The sequence below is a fragment of the Burkholderia sp. JP2-270 genome (assembly GCF_003233675.1).
Classification (GTDB): Bacteria; Pseudomonadota; Gammaproteobacteria; order Burkholderiales; family Burkholderiaceae; genus Burkholderia; species Burkholderia pyrrocinia_C.
The window spans coordinates 1,491,308-1,507,029 of the sequence record NZ_CP029824.1; the positions used below are offsets into that span (position 1 = coordinate 1,491,308).

Sequence of the window (15,722 nt, forward strand, 5' to 3'; positions counted from 1 at the left end):
CGGCACGCGCTGCGTGCCGGCGGCGGGGAGGGTGCTGGCCGTCAGGCCATCCGGTTCTTCGCGAGCGGCGGATTCGCGGCGAAATAACGCTTGATGCCGCGGAAGATCGCGTCGGCCATCTCGTCGCGATAGCTGTCGTCGTTGAGCCTGCGCTCTTCGTCCGGGTTGCTGATGAACGCGGTCTCGACGAGGATCGACGGAATGTCGGGCGCCTTCAGCACCGCGAACCCGGCCTGTTCGACCGAGCCCTTGTGCAGCTTGTTGATGCCGCCGACTTCCTTCAGCACGTAGTTGCCGTAGCGCATCGAATCGCGGATCTGCGCGGTCGTCGACATGTCGAACAGCGCGCGGCTCACGGCCGCGTCCTGCGTCTTGATGTTGATGCCGCCGATCAGGTCCGACGAATTCTCCTTGTTCGCGAGCCAGCGCGCCGCGGCGCTCGACGCGCCGTGATCGGACAGCGCGAACACCGACGAGCCGCGCGCGGACGGCGTCGTGAACGCGTCCGCGTGGATCGACACGAAGAGATCGGCGCCGACGCGGCGCGCCTTCTGCACGCGCACGTTCAGCGGTACGAAGAAGTCGGCGTCGCGGGTCATCATCGCGCGCATGTTCGGCGCGCCGTCGATCTTCGCGCGCAGCTTCTTCGCGATGTCGAGCGCGATGTGCTTCTCGTACGTGCCGCCGCCGCCGATCGCGCCCGGGTCCTCGCCGCCGTGGCCCGGATCGATCGCGACCGTCAGCAGGCGCACGGTGCCACCCTTGCCGGATTTCGGTGCGGTGAACTTGTAGGTGTCGCCGTCGTCGTCGCTGTCGTCGCGGCGCGCGATGACGGGCGGCGGCTTGACGGCCGGCTTCGCGGGCGTCGCAGGCGTGCCGGCCGCCGGCGGCGTGTGCGGCGTGGCCGGCGTGTTCTGCGCAAAGCGCTGGAAGAACGCGTCGCTGTTGTCGTTGCCCGCGACGGGCGGCGTGGCCGGCCCGTTCAGCGCGCTCGGCGGCTGCATCTGCTGCGCGCGCGCCGTGTCGTTGAGCGCCTGTTCCTTGCGTTCCGTCTGCGCGATCAGGTCGGTCAGCGGATCGGGCGCGACGGCCGGATACAGGTCGAACACGAGCCGGTACTTGTAGGTGCCGACCGGCGGCAGCGTGAACACCTGCGGCTTCACCGAGCCTTTCAGGTCGAACACCATCCGCACGACGTGCGGCTGGTACTGTCCGACGCGCACCGACTGGATCTGCGGATCGTTCGGCGCGATCTTCGACACGAGGTCGCGCAGCGCCTGGTCGAGATCGAGGCCGCTCAGGTCGACGACGAGACGGTCGGGCCCCTGCAGCAGTTGTTGGCTGTTCTGCAGCGGCTGGTCGGATTCGATCGTGACGCGCGTGTAATCGCGCGCGGGCCACACGCGCACGCCGAGCACCGACGACGCGTGCGCGAGCCGCGGTGCGACGAGACCGAGCACCAGTGTCGACGCGCCCGCGCGCAGAATCTGGCGGCGCCGCCAGTTATGCGTCGCGGTAGCCGCCGATTCGATCGAGCGGAACGGTTTGATCAACATCTTTCGAGACATGCCTTTCCTGAAGCGCTGTACGCCCGGACGGTGAGGGCGCGGCCGTCGCCATCCACGTCGAGCGAGAAAACCAGGTCGGGCACGCCGAGCAGCACGCCCGCCTGTTGCGGCCATTCGACGAGGCAGATCGCGCTGGAGTTGAAATATTCGCGAAAGCCTGCGTCGGACCATTCGGCCGGATCGTTGAATCGATACAGATCGAAGTGATAGACCTCAAGTTCCCCATCGCTGCGTTCGAGCGCGTACGGCTCGACGAGCGTATAGGTCGGGCTGCGCACGCGGCCCTGATGGCCGAGGCCGCGCAGGATCGCGCGCACGAGGGTCGTCTTGCCCGCGCCGAGATCGCCGACCAGCTGGATCTGCAGCCCGTCGTACGCATGCGCGCGGGCGAGATCGATGCGCGCCGCGTCGAGCGCATGCGCGAAGCGCGTGCCGAAGGCCTCGGTCGCCGCTTCGTCGGAGAGCGCGATCACGCGCTCCGCGAGCGGGGCGGGCAGCGTGGCGGCATGAGGCGTATGGGACGTGGCTGGCATTCTCGTAAAATAGTGCGATGAACCGATTACCGGAACTCGCCGCATCCGACAGGCCTTCGACTCGTGCCGAAGGCGCGGCGCCGTGCGCGCTCGACGATGCGGCCTTGACTGCGCTCGCCGCTCGCATCAGGGCGTGGGGGCGCGAATTGGGTTTCGGGGCGATCGGCATCAGCGATACCGATCTCTCGGATGCCGAAGCAGGCCTCGCCGCCTGGCTGGAAGCCGGATACCACGGCGAAATGGATTATATGGCGAAACATGGGATGAAACGCGCGCGGCCGGCCGAACTTGTGGCCGGTACGCGACGCGTGATTTCCGTGCGGCTCGCCTACCTGCCGGCCGAAACGCTCGCTGCCGGCGCACCCGACGGCGAGCCCGGCGCGCTCGCGCCGCACGACTGGCGCGCACGCGAACGGGCGCGGCTCGACGATCCGCAGGCGGCCGTCGTGTCGATCTATGCGCGCGGCCGCGACTATCACAAGGTGCTGCGCAACCGGCTGCAGACGCTCGCGGAGCGCATCGAGCGCGAGATCGGCGCGTTCGGCTACCGCGTGTTTACCGACTCGGCGCCCGTGCTCGAGGTCGAACTCGCGCAGAAGGCCGGTGTCGGCTGGCGCGGCAAGCACACGCTGCTGCTGCAGCGCGATGCGGGTTCGCTGTTCTTCCTCGGCGAGATCTACGTCGATATTCCGCTGCCGACCGACGCGCACACGTCGCCCGATACCGCGCCCGAGGCACCCGGCGCGCACTGCGGCAACTGCACGCGCTGCATCGACGCGTGCCCGACCGGCGCGATCGTCGAGCCGTACCGCGTCGATGCGCGCCGCTGCATCTCGTACCTGACGATCGAACTGAAAGGCAGCATCCCCGAGCCGCTGCGGCCGATGATCGGCAATCGCGTGTACGGCTGCGACGACTGCCAGCTCGTGTGCCCGTGGAACAAGTTCGCGCAGGCCGCGCCGGTGGCCGATTTCGACGTGCGGCACGGCCTCGACCGCGCGACGCTCGTCGAGCTGTTCGGGTGGGATGCCGACACGTTCGATACGCGGATGCAGGGCAGCGCGATCCGGCGCATCGGCTACGAAAGCTGGCTGCGCAATCTCGCGGTCGGGCTCGGCAATGCGCTGCGCGCGAGCGCGGACCGGCTTTCGCCGCAGGCGCGCGACGCGATCGTCGCCGCGTTGCGCGCGCGGGCCGACGATTCGTCGCCGGTCGTGCGCGAGCATGTCGAATGGGCGCTGCGCGCCGCGTGAAGGCGGCGTAAAGTGTCGTCGGCGCGCGGCGGTGCCGCGCGCATCCATCGCTCAGGAGAGGGCAATGTTCAATGCAGTCATCGACGCGCCGTTCGGCAAGGTCGGCATCCGCACGGACGCCGCGGTGGTGCGCGAGATCGTCTATCTGCCCGAATCGGTGAAGTCGGTCGAGCCGGATTCGCCGCTCGCGAAGCGCGCGGTCAAGCAGATCGAACGTTATTTCGAGCGCGCGTCGGCGCGCTTCGACCTGCCGCTCGCCGAAGTCGGCAGCGCGTTCCAGCACCGCGTGTGGGACGTGATCAGCGATATCCCGCCCGGCACGGTGCTGACCTACGGGCAGGTCGCGAAGCGGATCGGCAGCGCGCCGCGCGCAGTCGGCCAGGCGTGCGGCGCGAACTACTTCCCGCTCGTGATCCCGTGCCATCGCGTTGTGGCGGCAGGCGGTCTGGGCGGCTTCGCGAACCACGACGACAACGGTTATTACCAGAAGGTGAAGCGCTGGCTGCTGGCGCACGAGGGCGTGCCGTACTGATGAGCGAACCACTGATTTCCCCCGAAGCCGACGACGATGCCGTCGCGGCGTCGCCCGCGCTGCTCGCGAGCCGCGCGTCGATCGACGTGTTCTGCGATGCGCTGTGGCTCGAGCACGGGCTCTCGCGCAACACGCTCGACGCGTACCGGCGCGATCTGGTGCTGTTTTCCCGATGGCTGGCCGCGACGTACGACGCGCCGCTCGATTCGGCCGACGAGGCGATGGTGACGGGCTATATCGCCGCGCGCAGCGACGGCAAGGCGACGTCGTCGAACCGGCGGTTGTCCGTGTTCCGTCGCTATTACGGTTGGGCCGTGCGCGAGCATCGCGCGAGCGCCGACCCGACGCTGCGGATCACGTCCGCGAAGCAGGCGGCCCGGTTTCCGTCGACGCTGTCCGAGGCGCAGGTCGAGGCGCTGCTCGGTGCGCCCGACATCGACACGCCGCTTGGCCTGCGCGATCGCACGATGCTCGAGCTGATGTACGCGAGCGGGCTGCGCGTGAGCGAGCTCGTGACGCTGAAGACCGTCGAGGTCGGCCTCAACGAGGGCGTCGTGCGTGTGATGGGCAAGGGCTCGAAGGAGCGGCTCGTGCCGTTCGGAGAAGTCGCGCACGGGTGGATCGAGCGCTACCTGCGCGACGCGCGGCCGGCGCTGCTCGGCGCACGCGCGGCCGATGCGCTGTTCGTGACCGCGCGCGGCGACGGAATGACGCGCCAGCAGTTCTGGAACATCATCAAGCGCCACGCGCAGCAGGCCGACGTGCGCGCGCATCTGTCGCCGCACACGCTGCGGCATGCGTTCGCGACGCACCTGCTGAACCACGGCGCCGACCTGCGCGTCGTGCAGTTGCTGCTCGGCCACAGCGACATCTCGACCACGCAGATCTATACGCACGTCGCGCGCGAGCGGCTGAGGACGCTGCACGCGCAACACCACCCGCGCGGCTAGCGCACGGGGGGCGCGATTTCGGCCGGTCGCGGGCCCCGCTGCGCCCGCCAGCCTGTGCCGGCCGGCTGGCGTCAGGCCAGGTCGCGCAGCTTGTGCTTCAGCACCTTGCCGGTCGATGCGGCCGGCAATGCATCGAGCACGCGAATGCGAGCAGGGCGTTTGTAAGGCGCCAATCGCTCCGCGCACCATGCGTGCAACGCCGCTTCGTCCGCCGCCGCGCCGGGCACCAGCTCGACGAACGCGAGCACTTCCTCGTTGCCTTCGACCGCGCGGCCGATGACGGCGGCCTGCACGACGTCCGGATGCGCGTTCAGCACCTGCTCGACTTCGACCGGATACACGTTGAAGCCGGACCGGATGATCAGTTCCTTGCTGCGGCCCGCGATCGTCACCGCGCCGTCCGCTTCCTGCCGCGCGAGATCGCCGGTGCTCAGCCAGCCGTCCGGCGACACGGCTGCGCGCGTGGCGTCCGCGTTGCGGTAGTAGCCGAGCATCACGTTCGGCCCGCGCACGCGGATCTCGCCGACCTCGCCTTGCGGCACGTCGGTGCCGTCCGGCGCGACGATCCGCATGTCGACGCCCGGAATCGGCACGCCGACCGAGCTGTCGGCGCGCGGCGCGTCGAGCGGCGTCTGCGTGATCGTCGGGCTGCTTTCGGTCATCCCGTAGCCATTGTGCAGCGGCACCCCGTACACGCGCTCGACGCGCGCCTTCAGGTTCGCGTCGAGCGGCGAGCCGCCCGAATACGCGAAGCGCAGGCGCGGCGCATGCCACGGGTGGCCATGCGTGTGCAGGTGTTCGAGCAGCTTCGCGTGCATCGCGGGCACGCCCTGGAAGATCGTGACGCCTTCGTCGGCGAGCGCGATGCGCACGGCCTCCGGCGCGAAGCGCGGCGCGAGCCGCAGCGTCGCGCCCGCGTACAGGCTGCCGAGGCAGACCGACGCGAGCCCGTACACGTGCGACACGGGCAGCACCGTGTAGACGACGTCGTCCGGCGACACGCGGCGCAGCGTGCTCGACGTCGCCGCGATGAACAGCAGGTTGCGGTGCGACAGCATCACGCCTTTCGGTGCGCCGGTCGTGCCGGTCGTGTAGATCAGCGCCGCGCATTGCGCGGCACCGTCGGCGGCCACCGGTTCGGCAGGCGCGCTCGCATCGACGCGATACGACCATGCGCCGATGTCGACCGGCAGCGCGCCGGCGGGTGTCGCGCCGAGCCGCGCCGCGTGGGCACGTGCGTCGGGCGACGTGTCCGTCGCGAATGCGATCAGCTTCGGACGCGCGTGCGCGGCGATCGCATCGAGTTCGCCGGCAGACAGCCGCGCGTTCGACACGAGCGCCCACGCATCGACGCGGGCGACCGCGAACAACAGCACGATCTGCGCGACGCAGTTTTCCGCGACGATCATCACGCGGTCGCCACCTTGCACGCCGAGGCTCGCGAGCCGTGCGGCCGCCGCATCGACGGCCTGCGACAAGTCGCCGTACGACAGGCGGCGCGCGTCCTCGATCAGCGCCGGGTGCGCGGGCGCCAGCGCGGCCCAGCGCGCGGGCACGTCGGCGATGCGGTTAGGCAGCGCGGCGAGCAGCGCATCGACGTCGAGCGACTCGGATGAACGGATGGGCGAGGGCATGGCGTCTCCAGAAAAGGGGCGGGCGGCGGCGTGACGATGTTTGCGAACGATCGTGCCATGACGGCGCATGCGCCACAATCGGCCAATCGGGCAATAGCGCTTCGCGATGTTCGCAATGATGATGGGCGGAATCGTCGCGGCGATGCCGCCGGCCGCCCGGCGGAAAACGGGCCGCGAGTATACCGCCGGCGCGGGCACGCCATCGCGCGCGCCGGTCGTTCGCCATTAGAATGCCGCCATGAGCAAATCCAGACACGTGTCCGAAACCCCCGCGACCCAGCTGTTGCGCCGCCACGGCGTCGCGTTCGGCGAGCACCCGTACGAATACGTCGAACACGGCGGTACCGGCGAATCGGCGCGCCAGCTCGGCGTCGACGAGCACAGCGTCGTGAAGACGCTCGTGATGGAAGACGAACACGCGAAGCCGCTGATCGTGCTGATGCATGGCGACCGCACCGTGTCGACGAAGAACCTCGCGCGGCAGATCGGCGCGAAACGCGTCGAGCCGTGCAAGCCCGAGGTCGCGAACCGCCATTCGGGCTATCTCGTCGGCGGCACGTCGCCGTTCGGCACGCGCAAGACGATGCCCGTCTACGTCGAGGCGACGATCCTCGAATTGCCGACGATCTACCTGAACGGCGGCCGTCGCGGCTACCTCGTCAGCCTCGCGCCGGCGGTGCTCACTTCGCTGCTCCGCGCGCAGCCCGTGCAGTGCGCGAGCGTCGACTGAGGGTTTCACCTTCGTGGCAGGCCGCGCTCGTTCGGTAGAATGGGCGCCGTTTCGGCTTGCCGCGCACAGCCGTCCCTTTACCGATACGTTGAAAGAAGAGTCCTCCGCATGCAGATCCTGCTCGCCGCCCTCGTTGCCTACCTGATCGGCTCGGTGTCGTTCGCCGTCGTCGTCAGCGCCGCGATGGGCCTGGCCGACCCGCGTTCGTACGGGTCGAAGAATCCCGGCGCGACCAACGTGCTGCGCAGCGGCAACAAGAAAGCCGCGATCCTGACGCTCGTCGGCGACGCATTCAAGGGCTGGATTGCCGTCTGGCTCGCGCGGCGCTTCGGCCTGCCCGACGTCGCGGTCGCATGGGTCGCGATCGCCGTGTTCATCGGCCACCTGTATCCGGTGTTCTTCCGCTTCCAGGGCGGCAAGGGCGTCGCGACCGCGGCCGGCGTGCTGCTCGCCGTGCACCCGGTGCTCGGGCTCGCGACCGCGCTGACCTGGCTGATCGTCGCCTTCTTCTTCCGCTATTCGTCGCTCGCGGCGCTGGTGGCGGCGGTGTTCGCGCCGGTGTTCGACGTGTTCCTGTTCGGCACGAGCCACAACCCGGTCGCATGGGCCGTGCTCGCGATGAGCGTGCTGCTCGTGTGGCGTCACCGCGGCAACATTTCGAAGCTGCTCGCAGGGCAGGAGAGCCGGATCGGCGACAAGAAGAAGGCGGCCGCGGACGGCGGCGCGCAGGACGGCGGGAAAGCCTGAGGAAGCGGCGCCTGCCGCGTGCCGGGCGCGCCGCGTGTGCGGGGCCCGGCGTGATGAGGGACGGATCGGCCGGCGATCAGTCGCGGAAGTTGTTGAAGTCGAGCGGCGTGTCGGTCACGTCCTTGCGCAGCATCGCGATCACGCTCTGCAGGTCGTCGCGCTTCGTGCCCGCCACGCGCACCGCGTCGCCCTGGATGCTCGCCTGCACCTTGATCTTGCTGTCCTTCACGAGCCGCACGATCTTCTTCGCGAGATCGCCCGTCACGCCTTTCTTCACGGTGACGATCTGCTTGACCTTGTCGCCGCCGATCTTCTCGACCTTGCCGTAGTCGAGGAAGCGCACGTCGACGTTGCGCTTGGCCAGCTTGCCGATCAGCACGTCCTTGACCTGGTCGAGCTTGAAATCGTCGTCGGCGAACAGCGTCAACTCACGTTCCTTCTGCTCGACGCGCGCGTCGGAGCCCTTGAAGTCGAAGCGCGTCGAAATTTCCTTGTTCGACTGCTCGATGGCGTTCTTCACTTCGATCATGTTCGCTTCGGAAACGACGTCGAACGATGGCATGGCATTCTCCCTTGAGATGCGGGCACCCGGCTCGCGCGCGGGCACTCGCTATAATTGCGGACTGTTTGCCATTTTACCGATGCCCCTCCGTTTGCCCAAGACCGGCCATGCGCCGCCCGGGTGGACGTGACCGCGAATGCCGATGCCTCCTGACGATTCCGCCCTGTCGCTGCTTCCCGACCATCCGCTCGCCGCGCACAACACGTTCGGCATCGACGCGAGCGCGCGCTTCGCCGCGCGCATCACGCATGCGTCGCAGTTCGAGGCGCTGCATCGCGACCCGCGCGTCGCGAACCTGCCGCAGCTCGTGCTCGGCGGCGGCAGCAATGTCGTGTTCACGCGCGATTTCGACGGCGTCGTGCTGCTCGACGAAATCGCCGGCCGCCGCGTCGTGCGCGAGGACGACGACGCATGGTACGTCGAGGCCGGCGGCGGCGAGAGCTGGCACGGCTTCGTTGAGTGGACGCTCGAGCACGGGATGCCGGGCCTCGAGAACCTCGCGCTGATCCCGGGCACCGTCGGCGCTGCGCCGATCCAGAACATCGGCGCGTACGGCCTCGAGATGAAGGTGTATTTCGACTCGCTGGTCGCCGTCGAGCTATCTACGGGGCGCAGCGAGCGCTTCGACGCCGCGCGCTGCGCGTTCGGCTATCGCGACAGCTTCTTCAAGCGGGAAGGGCGCGGCCGGTTCGCGATCGTGTCGGTGACGTTCCGGCTGCCCAGGCAATGGGCGCCGCGGCTCGGCTATGCGGACGTCACGCGCGAGCTCGACGCGCGCGGCGTCGCGCCCGATGCGGCGACGCCGCGCGACGTGTTCGACGCGGTCGTCGCGATCCGCCGCGCGAAGCTGCCCGATCCGCTCGTTCTCGGCAACGCGGGCAGTTTCTTCAAGAATCCGGTGATCGACGGCGCGCAGTTCGATGCGCTGCGCGCCCGCGCGCCCGATGTCGTGTCGTATCCGCAGCCGGACGGGCAGGTGAAGCTCGCGGCCGGCTGGCTGATCGACCGCTGCGGCTGGAAGGGGCGCGCGCTGGGCGCGGCGGCCGTGCACGACCGCCAGGCGCTCGTGCTCGTCAATCGCGGCGGCGCGACCGGCGCCGACGTGCTCGCGCTGGCACGGGCGATCCAGGCCGACGTGCGCGAGCAATTCGGCGTCGAGCTCGAGGCCGAGCCGGTCTGCCTGTAGCGCGGATCCGCGCCGGTTTTCACGTACCCAAACAAAAAGCGCCGATCGTCGATCGGCGCTTTTTGCGTCTGCTGCCGGATTCCGGCGGCGCATCAGTGCTTGAGGCGGCCGAGCAGCAGGAACTCCATCAGCGCTTTCTGCACGTGCAGGCGGTTTTCCGCCTCGTCCCACACGACACTCTGCGGGCCGTCGATCACGCCGGCCGTCACTTCCTCGCCGCGGTGAGCGGGCAGGCAGTGCATGAACAGCGCGTCCGGGTTCGCGTGACCCATCATTTCCTCGTCGACGCACCAGTCGGCGAACGCCTTCATCCGCGCCTCGTTCTCGGCTTCGAAGCCCATGCTCGTCCATACGTCGGTCGTCACGAGATCGGCGCCCTTGCATGCTTCGTTCGGATCGTCGAACACCTCGTAGAACGGCGCGCTGTCGGGCGACACGAGCTTCATGTCGAGCGCATAGCCGGGCGGCGTCGACAGGCGCAGCTTGAAGCCGAGGATCTGCGCGGCTTCGATCCACGTGTAGAGCATGTTGTTCGCATCGCCGACCCACGCGACGGTCTTGCCGGCGATCGGGCCGCGGTGCTCGTAGTACGTGAAGATGTCGGCGAGCACCTGGCACGGGTGGTATTCGTTCGTCAGGCCGTTGATCACCGGCACGCGGGAGTTCTCCGCGAAGCGCTGGATGACCTCCTGCTCGAACGTGCGGATCATGATGATGTCGACCATCCGCGAGATGACCTGCGCGGAATCCTCGACGGGCTCGCCGCGGCCGAGCTGCGTGTCGCGCGTGCTCATGAAGACGGCGTGGCCGCCGAGCTGGAAGATCCCGGCCTCGAACGACAGGCGCGTGCGCGTCGAGCTCTTCTCGAAGATCATCGCGAGCGTGCGGTCGTGCAGCGGGTGATAGGTTTCGTAGTTCTTGAACTTGCGCTTCAGGATACCCGTGCGTTCGAGCACGTACTCGTAGTCTTCCAGCGAGAAATCCTTGAACTGCAGGTAGTGACGAATGGTTTTGGCGGTCATGAAGCGAAATACGGCGGGTTTCACCCGGCAGCGAGGCCGGACGGCGCCGCCGTCGGGTGTGGATAACTCAAAGCAGCATAAAGGATTTTCTGTGCTTTGACGAGCCGCGAAGAGAAGCGGGGCGCGATCGCCGCGCGCGACCGGCGGCACGGGAAGGGGGCGTCGGGACGACGCGCGATGGCGCGCTGCGGTATAATCCAAAAGTTTTCTCCAGCCCGGCAGGCAAGCCTCTTCGCGCTCTGCCGGACACAAGCTGTGCGCTGCACAAATCCGGTGCGGCACATCGGCAGCGCGCATCGGCGTCCTGTTTTCGGGATATCGGAATGCTTGTGCCGCCGTCCATTCCAGCTTTGTGTTCGCGTATCCAGGCGCCGTCGCCTGGGCATCGCCGGGCCGTCACTTGGGTAACCACATGGCTGAAACCCCTCCGACCGAATTCTTTATCCAGGGCATTACGAAAGACGGGAAAAAGTTTCGCCCGAGCGACTGGTCGGAACGTCTGGCCGGTGTGATGGCCTGTTTCGGGCCGGGGGCGAGCGGGCCGAATGCGCGTCTCAAGTATTCGTTGTACGTGCGTCCGACGATGCTCGGCGACCTGAAATGCGTGATCCTCGATTCGCGGCTGCGCGACATCGAGCCGATGGCTTTCGATTTCGTGCTGAATTTCGCGAAGGACAACAACCTCGTCGTCACCGAGGCGTGCGAGCTGCCGGACTACGGCGCGAAGAAGTGATGCGGTGATGCCGGCGGGCGAGGGCGCCTGGTGCGCCCGCCCTGACTGTCGTCGGTCGGCGCGATGCCCCGATGCCCGGACGACAGGCAACAAAAAAGCCCGCCTAGGCGGGCTTTTTTGCGATCGCAGGAAACAGGAACGCCCGCGTGAGCGGGCGCACCGGATTTACGCTGCTGCCTGCAGGCCCTTGACGGCTGCGGCGAGGCGGCTCTTGCTGCGAGCGGCCTTGTTCTTGTGAACGATCTTCTTGTCGGCGATCGTGTCGATCGTCTTCACGGCAGCCTTGAACAGCTCGGCAGCCTTTGCCTGGTCGCCGGCTTCAACAGCCTTGCGAACCGACTTGATCGCGGTACGGAATTTCGAGCGCAGCGCCGAGTTGTGCGAGTTTGCCTTCGCGGCCTGGCGGGCGCGCTTGCGTGCTTGTGCGGAGTTAGCCATGACGGTTCCTTATCCTGTCCTGTTTCCAGAGCTTGGAGCCTGACGGCCAAGCGCTGCTTTTCGATCCGTCCCCTGAGAACGATTGCCCAGGGGCGCATAAAAAAACGGTGATTTTAACCGAGGCCGGAACATGGAAACGGCAGTTGCCGTACATGGACAGGCCCAGAAACGGGCGATTATAGCAACAAAATCAAGCGAGTGGCAAGATCGATGTGACACGCGCCGGGCGGGGCGCCGGCGGCGGGCGCGCTTTTCGGCATCGGGCGGTGGCCGGGCCACGCAACGTCCGTATAATAAGCGCCCCATGAATCTATTCCGAGCCCTGCTGACGGTCAGCGGCTTCACGCTGCTGTCGCGCGTGACCGGACTGGCCCGCGAGACGCTGATCGCCCGTGCGTTCGGCGCCAGTCAATACACCGACGCGTTCTACGTCGCCTTCCGCATCCCGAACCTGCTGCGCCGCCTTTCTGCGGAAGGTGCGTTCTCGCAGGCGTTCGTGCCGATCCTCGCCGAGTTCAAGAGCCAGCAGGGGCACGATGCGACGAAGGCGCTCGTCGACGCGATGTCGACCGTGCTTGCGTGGGCGCTTGCCGTGCTGTCGGTTCTCGGGATCGCCGGCGCGTCGTGGGTCGTGTTCGCGGTCGCGTCTGGTCTGCACACCGACGGCCAGGCGTTCCCGCTCGCGGTCACGATGACGCAGATCATGTTCCCGTACATCGTGTTCATCTCGCTGACGACGCTCGCGTCCGGCGTGCTGAACACGTACAAGAGCTTCTCGCTGCCTGCGTTCGCGCCGGTGCTGCTCAACGTCGCGTTCATCGCCGCGGCCGTGTTCGTCGCGCCGCACCTGAAGGTGCCGGTATTCGCGCTCGCGTGGGCCGTCATCGTGGGCGGCGTGCTGCAGTTCCTCGTGCAGTTGCCGGGCCTGAAGAAGATCGACATGGTGCCGCTGATCGGCCTCAACCCGCTGCGCGCGCTGCGGCACCCCGGCGTGAAGCGAGTGCTCGCGAAGATGGTGCCCGCGACGTTCGCGGTGTCGGTCGCGCAGCTGTCGCTGATCATCAACACCAACATCGCATCGCGGCTCGGGCAGGGCGCCGTGTCGTGGATCAACTATGCCGATCGTCTGATGGAATTCCCGACCGCGCTGCTCGGCGTCGCGCTCGGCACGATCCTGCTGCCGAGCCTGTCGAAGGCGCACGTCGACGCCGATTCGACCGAATATTCGGCGCTGCTCGACTGGGGGCTGCGCGTCACGTTCCTGCTCGCGGCGCCGAGCGCGCTCGCGCTGTTCTTCTTTGCGACGCCGCTCACCGCGACGCTCTTCAACTACGGCAAGTTCGACGCGCATACCGTCACGATGGTCGCGCGTGCGCTCGCGACCTACGGGATCGGCCTCGTCGGCATCATCCTGATCAAGATCCTCGCACCGGGCTTTTATGCGAAGCAGGACATCAAGACGCCCGTGAAGATCGCGATCGGCGTGCTGATCGTCACGCAGATCTCGAACTACGTGTTCGTGCCGCTGATCGGCCACGCGGGCCTCACGCTGAGCATCGGCGTCGGCGCGTGCCTGAACTCGCTGCTGCTGTTCCTCGGGCTGCGCAAGCGCGGCATCTACCAGCCGTCGCCGGGCTGGCTGCGCTTCTTCATGCAGCTCGTCGGCGCGACGCTCGTGCTCGCCGGCGTGATGCACTGGTTCTCGATCAGCTTCGACTGGACCGGGATGCGCACGCAGCCGCTCGATCGCATCGCGCTGATGGCCGCGTGCCTCGTGCTGTTCGCTGCACTATATTTCGGTATGTTGTGGGTGATGGGCTTCAAATACGCTTACTTCAGAAGGCGCGCCAAGTGACGACCGCTATGACCCGCGTCCTCGACTACTTCAGCACGCTCGTGGCGGACGACGACAGCCTGCCCGTCACGGAGACCGCGCTGTCGCTGGCGCAGGACGCGTATCCCGACCTCGACCTGCAGGGCACGCTGGCCGAACTCGACATGCTGGCGGCGCGGCTGCGCCGGCGGCTCCCCGACGATGCGGACCTGAAAGGCCGCGTCGCCGCGCTGAACGACTTCTTCTTCCGCGAGCTCGGCTTCACGTGCAATCACAACGATTACTACGACCCCGATAACAGCCACCTGAACGCCGTGCTGAAACGGCGGCGCGGGATCCCGATCTCGCTGTCGGTGCTGTATCTGGAGCTCGCCGAGCAGGTCGGCGTGCCGGCGCGCGGCGTATCGTTCCCCGGCCATTTCCTGCTGCGCGTCACGCTGCCGGACGGCGACCTGATCATCGATCCGACCAACGGCCATTCGCTGTCGGAAGCCGAGATGGTCGAGATGCTCGAGCCGTATGTCGCGCGCGCGGCCGGCGCGGTCGACAGCGCGTTGCGTGCGCTGCTGCAGCCCGCGACGAGCCGCGAGATCATCGCGCGGATGCTGCGCAACCTGAAGACGATCTATCTGCAGACGGAACGCTGGCAGCGGCTGCTCGCGGTGCAGCAGCGGCTCGTGATCCTGTTGCCCGAGCAGCTCGACGAGGTGCGCGATCGCGGTTTCGCGTATGCGCGGCTCGACTACCTGCGCCCCGCGCTCGAGGATCTCGAGCAGTATCTCGGCGAGCGGCCGGAGGCGGACGATGCGACCGTCGTCGAGTCGCAGGTGACCGAATTGCGGCAGCGGATGCAGCGCGACGACGAGGACTGAGCCACCGCGCGACTGCCGGAACCTGGAATGAAGAACGCCCGCATCGCGGGCGTTTTGCATGCACGCTTACTTCGGCTGCATCCGGATCGCGCCGTCGAGGCGGATCACTTCGCCGTTGAGCATCGGATTCTCGACGATCTGGCGCACCAGCATCGCGTATTCGGCCGGTTTGCCGAGCCGCGGCGGGAACGGCACCATCGCGCCGAGCGCGTCCTGCACATCCTGCGGCATGCCGAGCAGCATCGGCGTCTCGAACAGACCGGGCGCGATCGTCATCACGCGGATACCGCTGCGCGACAGATCGCGCGCGATCGGCAGCGTCATGCCGGCGACGCCGGCCTTCGAGGCCGCGTACGCGGCCTGGCCGATCTGCCCGTCGAATGCGGCGACCGACGCGGTACTGACGATCACGCCGCGCTCGCCGTCCGCGGTCGGCGCGGTTGCGGCCATTGCGGCGGCTGCGAGCCGGATCATGTTGAACGTGCCGACGAGATTCACGCTGATCGTCTTCGCGAACACGTCGAGCGGATGCGCGCCGTCCTTGCCGACGGTCTTCGCTGCGGGCGCGATGCCCGCGCAGTTCACGAGGCCGCGCAGCGTGCCTGCGCGCGTTGCCGCGTCGACGGCCGCCTGCGCGTCGGCCTCGCTCGACACGTCGCAGCGCACGAATTCACCGCCGAGCTCGGTCGCGAGCGCGCCGCCCGCCGCCTCGTTCAGGTCGGCGAGCACGACCTTGCCGCCGGCCTGCGCGAGCATCCGTGCCGTTCCGGCGCCGAGGCCCGACGCGCCGCCCGTGATCAGAAAGGCGTTGCCGCGAATCTCCATGACTGTCTCCTTTGTCGACCGCCCTTGGCGCTTTAGCGCTTAGGGAGGTCCCATGCAAGGCGGTCGACCGCCCTTGGCGCTTTAGCGCTTAGGGAGGTCCCATGCAAGGCGGTCGACCGCCCTTGGCGCTTTAGCGCTTGGGGAGGTCCCATGCAAGGCGGTTGTGCTGTCCGATGCCAAGCGATCGGTTGAAAGACCGCGTGCCGGTTGGCGGGGCACGCATCCGACCGATTGTACGGGGCGCCATGGCGCGGCGGCGAGACAAGAACGGTCGTGCGAATCTCGGCCGGGCGAAAAAAAACC

At 67.8% G+C, this 15,722-nt stretch carries 16 protein-coding genes; 9 read left to right on the forward strand and 7 right to left on the reverse strand.

Annotated features, from left to right (window positions below; genetic code table 11):
* Nucleotides 1-41: 41 nt before the first annotated feature.
* Complete coding sequence (locus DM992_RS07140) at nucleotides 42-1,568, reverse strand: N-acetylmuramoyl-L-alanine amidase (protein ID WP_072442851.1); 1,527 nt, start codon at nucleotides 1,566-1,568, stop codon at nucleotides 42-44.
* On the reverse strand, nucleotides 1,550-2,101 hold the full coding sequence (gene tsaE, locus DM992_RS07145; protein WP_111016244.1) for a tRNA (adenosine(37)-N6)-threonylcarbamoyltransferase complex ATPase subunit type 1 TsaE: 552 nt from the start codon (nucleotides 2,099-2,101) through the stop codon (nucleotides 1,550-1,552). Before tsaE ends, DM992_RS07140 begins: the two co-directional genes overlap by 19 nt.
* 17 nt (nucleotides 2,102-2,118) lie before the next feature.
* Between tsaE and queG the strand changes: the two genes are divergently transcribed.
* From queG to xerD, 3 genes are all read left to right on the forward strand, one after another.
* Nucleotides 2,119-3,354, forward strand: a complete 1,236-nt coding sequence (gene queG, locus DM992_RS07150) for a tRNA epoxyqueuosine(34) reductase QueG (RefSeq protein ID WP_111016245.1) — start codon at nucleotides 2,119-2,121, stop codon at nucleotides 3,352-3,354.
* 64 nt (nucleotides 3,355-3,418) lie between these two features.
* A complete protein-coding gene (locus DM992_RS07155) occupies nucleotides 3,419-3,886 on the forward strand; it encodes a methylated-DNA--[protein]-cysteine S-methyltransferase (RefSeq protein ID WP_111016246.1) in 468 nt (155 codons plus the stop codon).
* A complete protein-coding gene (gene xerD / locus DM992_RS07160; protein WP_111016247.1) occupies nucleotides 3,886-4,836 on the forward strand; it encodes a site-specific tyrosine recombinase XerD in 951 nt (316 codons plus the stop codon). The genes DM992_RS07155 and xerD overlap by 1 nt, the downstream gene beginning before the upstream one ends.
* A gap of 71 nt (nucleotides 4,837-4,907) precedes the next feature.
* On the opposite strand, the gene DM992_RS07165 is transcribed toward xerD, so the two are convergent.
* A complete protein-coding gene (locus DM992_RS07165; RefSeq protein WP_111016248.1) occupies nucleotides 4,908-6,470 on the reverse strand; it encodes an AMP-binding protein in 1,563 nt (520 codons plus the stop codon).
* A 238-nt stretch (nucleotides 6,471-6,708) separates the two neighbouring features.
* On the opposite strand from DM992_RS07165, the gene ybaK reads away from it, so the two are divergent.
* The gene (ybaK, locus tag DM992_RS07170) at nucleotides 6,709-7,200 is read left to right on the forward strand and encodes a Cys-tRNA(Pro) deacylase (protein ID WP_111016249.1); all 492 of its coding nucleotides are present in this window, start codon (nucleotides 6,709-6,711) and stop codon (nucleotides 7,198-7,200) included.
* 108 nt (nucleotides 7,201-7,308) lie between these two features.
* On the forward strand, nucleotides 7,309-7,947 hold the full coding sequence (plsY, locus tag DM992_RS07175) for a glycerol-3-phosphate 1-O-acyltransferase PlsY (protein WP_034178855.1): 639 nt from the start codon (nucleotides 7,309-7,311) through the stop codon (nucleotides 7,945-7,947).
* A 76-nt stretch (nucleotides 7,948-8,023) separates the two neighbouring features.
* On the opposite strand, the gene DM992_RS07180 is transcribed toward plsY, so the two are convergent.
* Nucleotides 8,024-8,509 (reverse strand): YajQ family cyclic di-GMP-binding protein, encoded by a 486-nt coding sequence (locus tag DM992_RS07180; protein WP_111016250.1) that lies wholly within the window; start codon nucleotides 8,507-8,509, stop codon nucleotides 8,024-8,026.
* A 136-nt stretch (nucleotides 8,510-8,645) separates the two neighbouring features.
* On the opposite strand from DM992_RS07180, the gene murB reads away from it, so the two are divergent.
* Entirely contained in the window at nucleotides 8,646-9,695 is a 1,050-nt protein-coding gene (murB, locus tag DM992_RS07185) for a UDP-N-acetylmuramate dehydrogenase (protein WP_111016251.1), read from the forward strand.
* A 92-nt stretch (nucleotides 9,696-9,787) separates the two neighbouring features.
* Here the strand turns inward: murB and argF are convergent, their stop codons facing one another.
* Nucleotides 9,788-10,717, reverse strand: coding sequence for an ornithine carbamoyltransferase (gene argF / locus DM992_RS07190; protein WP_034178853.1), 930 nt, complete (start codon nucleotides 10,715-10,717; stop codon nucleotides 9,788-9,790).
* A gap of 412 nt (nucleotides 10,718-11,129) precedes the next feature.
* On the opposite strand from argF, the gene DM992_RS07200 reads away from it, so the two are divergent.
* A complete protein-coding gene (locus DM992_RS07200; protein ID WP_034178852.1) occupies nucleotides 11,130-11,450 on the forward strand; it encodes a DUF3579 domain-containing protein in 321 nt (106 codons plus the stop codon).
* A gap of 165 nt (nucleotides 11,451-11,615) precedes the next feature.
* Here DM992_RS07200 and rpsT read toward each other — a convergent pair whose 3' ends face one another.
* Nucleotides 11,616-11,888 carry a 30S ribosomal protein S20 gene (gene rpsT, locus DM992_RS07205; RefSeq protein ID WP_006482211.1) on the reverse strand — a complete coding sequence of 91 codons (273 nt, stop codon included), beginning with the start codon at nucleotides 11,886-11,888 and terminating at the stop codon, nucleotides 11,616-11,618.
* A gap of 304 nt (nucleotides 11,889-12,192) precedes the next feature.
* Here rpsT and murJ point away from each other — a divergent pair, with 304 nt between their 5' ends.
* Both murJ and DM992_RS07215 read left to right on the forward strand, forming a co-directional pair.
* Nucleotides 12,193-13,743 (forward strand): murein biosynthesis integral membrane protein MurJ, encoded by a 1,551-nt coding sequence (gene murJ / locus DM992_RS07210; RefSeq protein WP_111016252.1) that lies wholly within the window; start codon nucleotides 12,193-12,195, stop codon nucleotides 13,741-13,743.
* Between the two features lie 8 nt (nucleotides 13,744-13,751).
* Nucleotides 13,752-14,594, forward strand: coding sequence for a SirB1 family protein (locus DM992_RS07215; protein WP_111016253.1), 843 nt, complete (start codon nucleotides 13,752-13,754; stop codon nucleotides 14,592-14,594).
* A 66-nt stretch (nucleotides 14,595-14,660) separates the two neighbouring features.
* On the opposite strand, the gene DM992_RS07220 is transcribed toward DM992_RS07215, so the two are convergent.
* Complete coding sequence (locus DM992_RS07220) at nucleotides 14,661-15,419, reverse strand: SDR family NAD(P)-dependent oxidoreductase (RefSeq protein ID WP_111016254.1); 759 nt, start codon at nucleotides 15,417-15,419, stop codon at nucleotides 14,661-14,663.
* Nucleotides 15,420-15,722 lie beyond the last annotated feature (303 nt).

Bases quoted from the DNA above. Each gene is read 5' to 3' on its own strand.
- DM992_RS07140 (WP_072442851.1), bottom strand. From the start codon at position 1,568: ATGTCTCGAAAGATGTTGATCAAACCGTTCCGCTCGATCGAATCGGCG.
- tsaE (WP_111016244.1), bottom strand. From the start codon at position 2,101: ATGCCAGCCACGTCCCATACGCCTCATGCCGCCACGCTGCCCGCCCCG.
- queG (WP_111016245.1), top strand. From the start codon at position 2,119: ATGAACCGATTACCGGAACTCGCCGCATCCGACAGGCCTTCGACTCGT.
- DM992_RS07155 (WP_111016246.1), top strand. From the start codon at position 3,419: ATGTTCAATGCAGTCATCGACGCGCCGTTCGGCAAGGTCGGCATCCGC.
- xerD (WP_111016247.1), top strand. From the start codon at position 3,886: ATGAGCGAACCACTGATTTCCCCCGAAGCCGACGACGATGCCGTCGCG.
- DM992_RS07165 (WP_111016248.1), bottom strand. From the start codon at position 6,470: ATGCCCTCGCCCATCCGTTCATCCGAGTCGCTCGACGTCGATGCGCTG.
- ybaK (WP_111016249.1), top strand. From the start codon at position 6,709: ATGAGCAAATCCAGACACGTGTCCGAAACCCCCGCGACCCAGCTGTTG.
- plsY (WP_034178855.1), top strand. From the start codon at position 7,309: ATGCAGATCCTGCTCGCCGCCCTCGTTGCCTACCTGATCGGCTCGGTG.
- DM992_RS07180 (WP_111016250.1), bottom strand. From the start codon at position 8,509: ATGCCATCGTTCGACGTCGTTTCCGAAGCGAACATGATCGAAGTGAAG.
- murB (WP_111016251.1), top strand. From the start codon at position 8,646: ATGCCGATGCCTCCTGACGATTCCGCCCTGTCGCTGCTTCCCGACCAT.
- argF (WP_034178853.1), bottom strand. From the start codon at position 10,717: ATGACCGCCAAAACCATTCGTCACTACCTGCAGTTCAAGGATTTCTCG.
- DM992_RS07200 (WP_034178852.1), top strand. From the start codon at position 11,130: ATGGCTGAAACCCCTCCGACCGAATTCTTTATCCAGGGCATTACGAAA.
- rpsT (WP_006482211.1), bottom strand. From the start codon at position 11,888: ATGGCTAACTCCGCACAAGCACGCAAGCGCGCCCGCCAGGCCGCGAAG.
- murJ (WP_111016252.1), top strand. From the start codon at position 12,193: ATGAATCTATTCCGAGCCCTGCTGACGGTCAGCGGCTTCACGCTGCTG.
- DM992_RS07215 (WP_111016253.1), top strand. From the start codon at position 13,752: ATGACCCGCGTCCTCGACTACTTCAGCACGCTCGTGGCGGACGACGAC.
- DM992_RS07220 (WP_111016254.1), bottom strand. From the start codon at position 15,419: ATGGAGATTCGCGGCAACGCCTTTCTGATCACGGGCGGCGCGTCGGGC.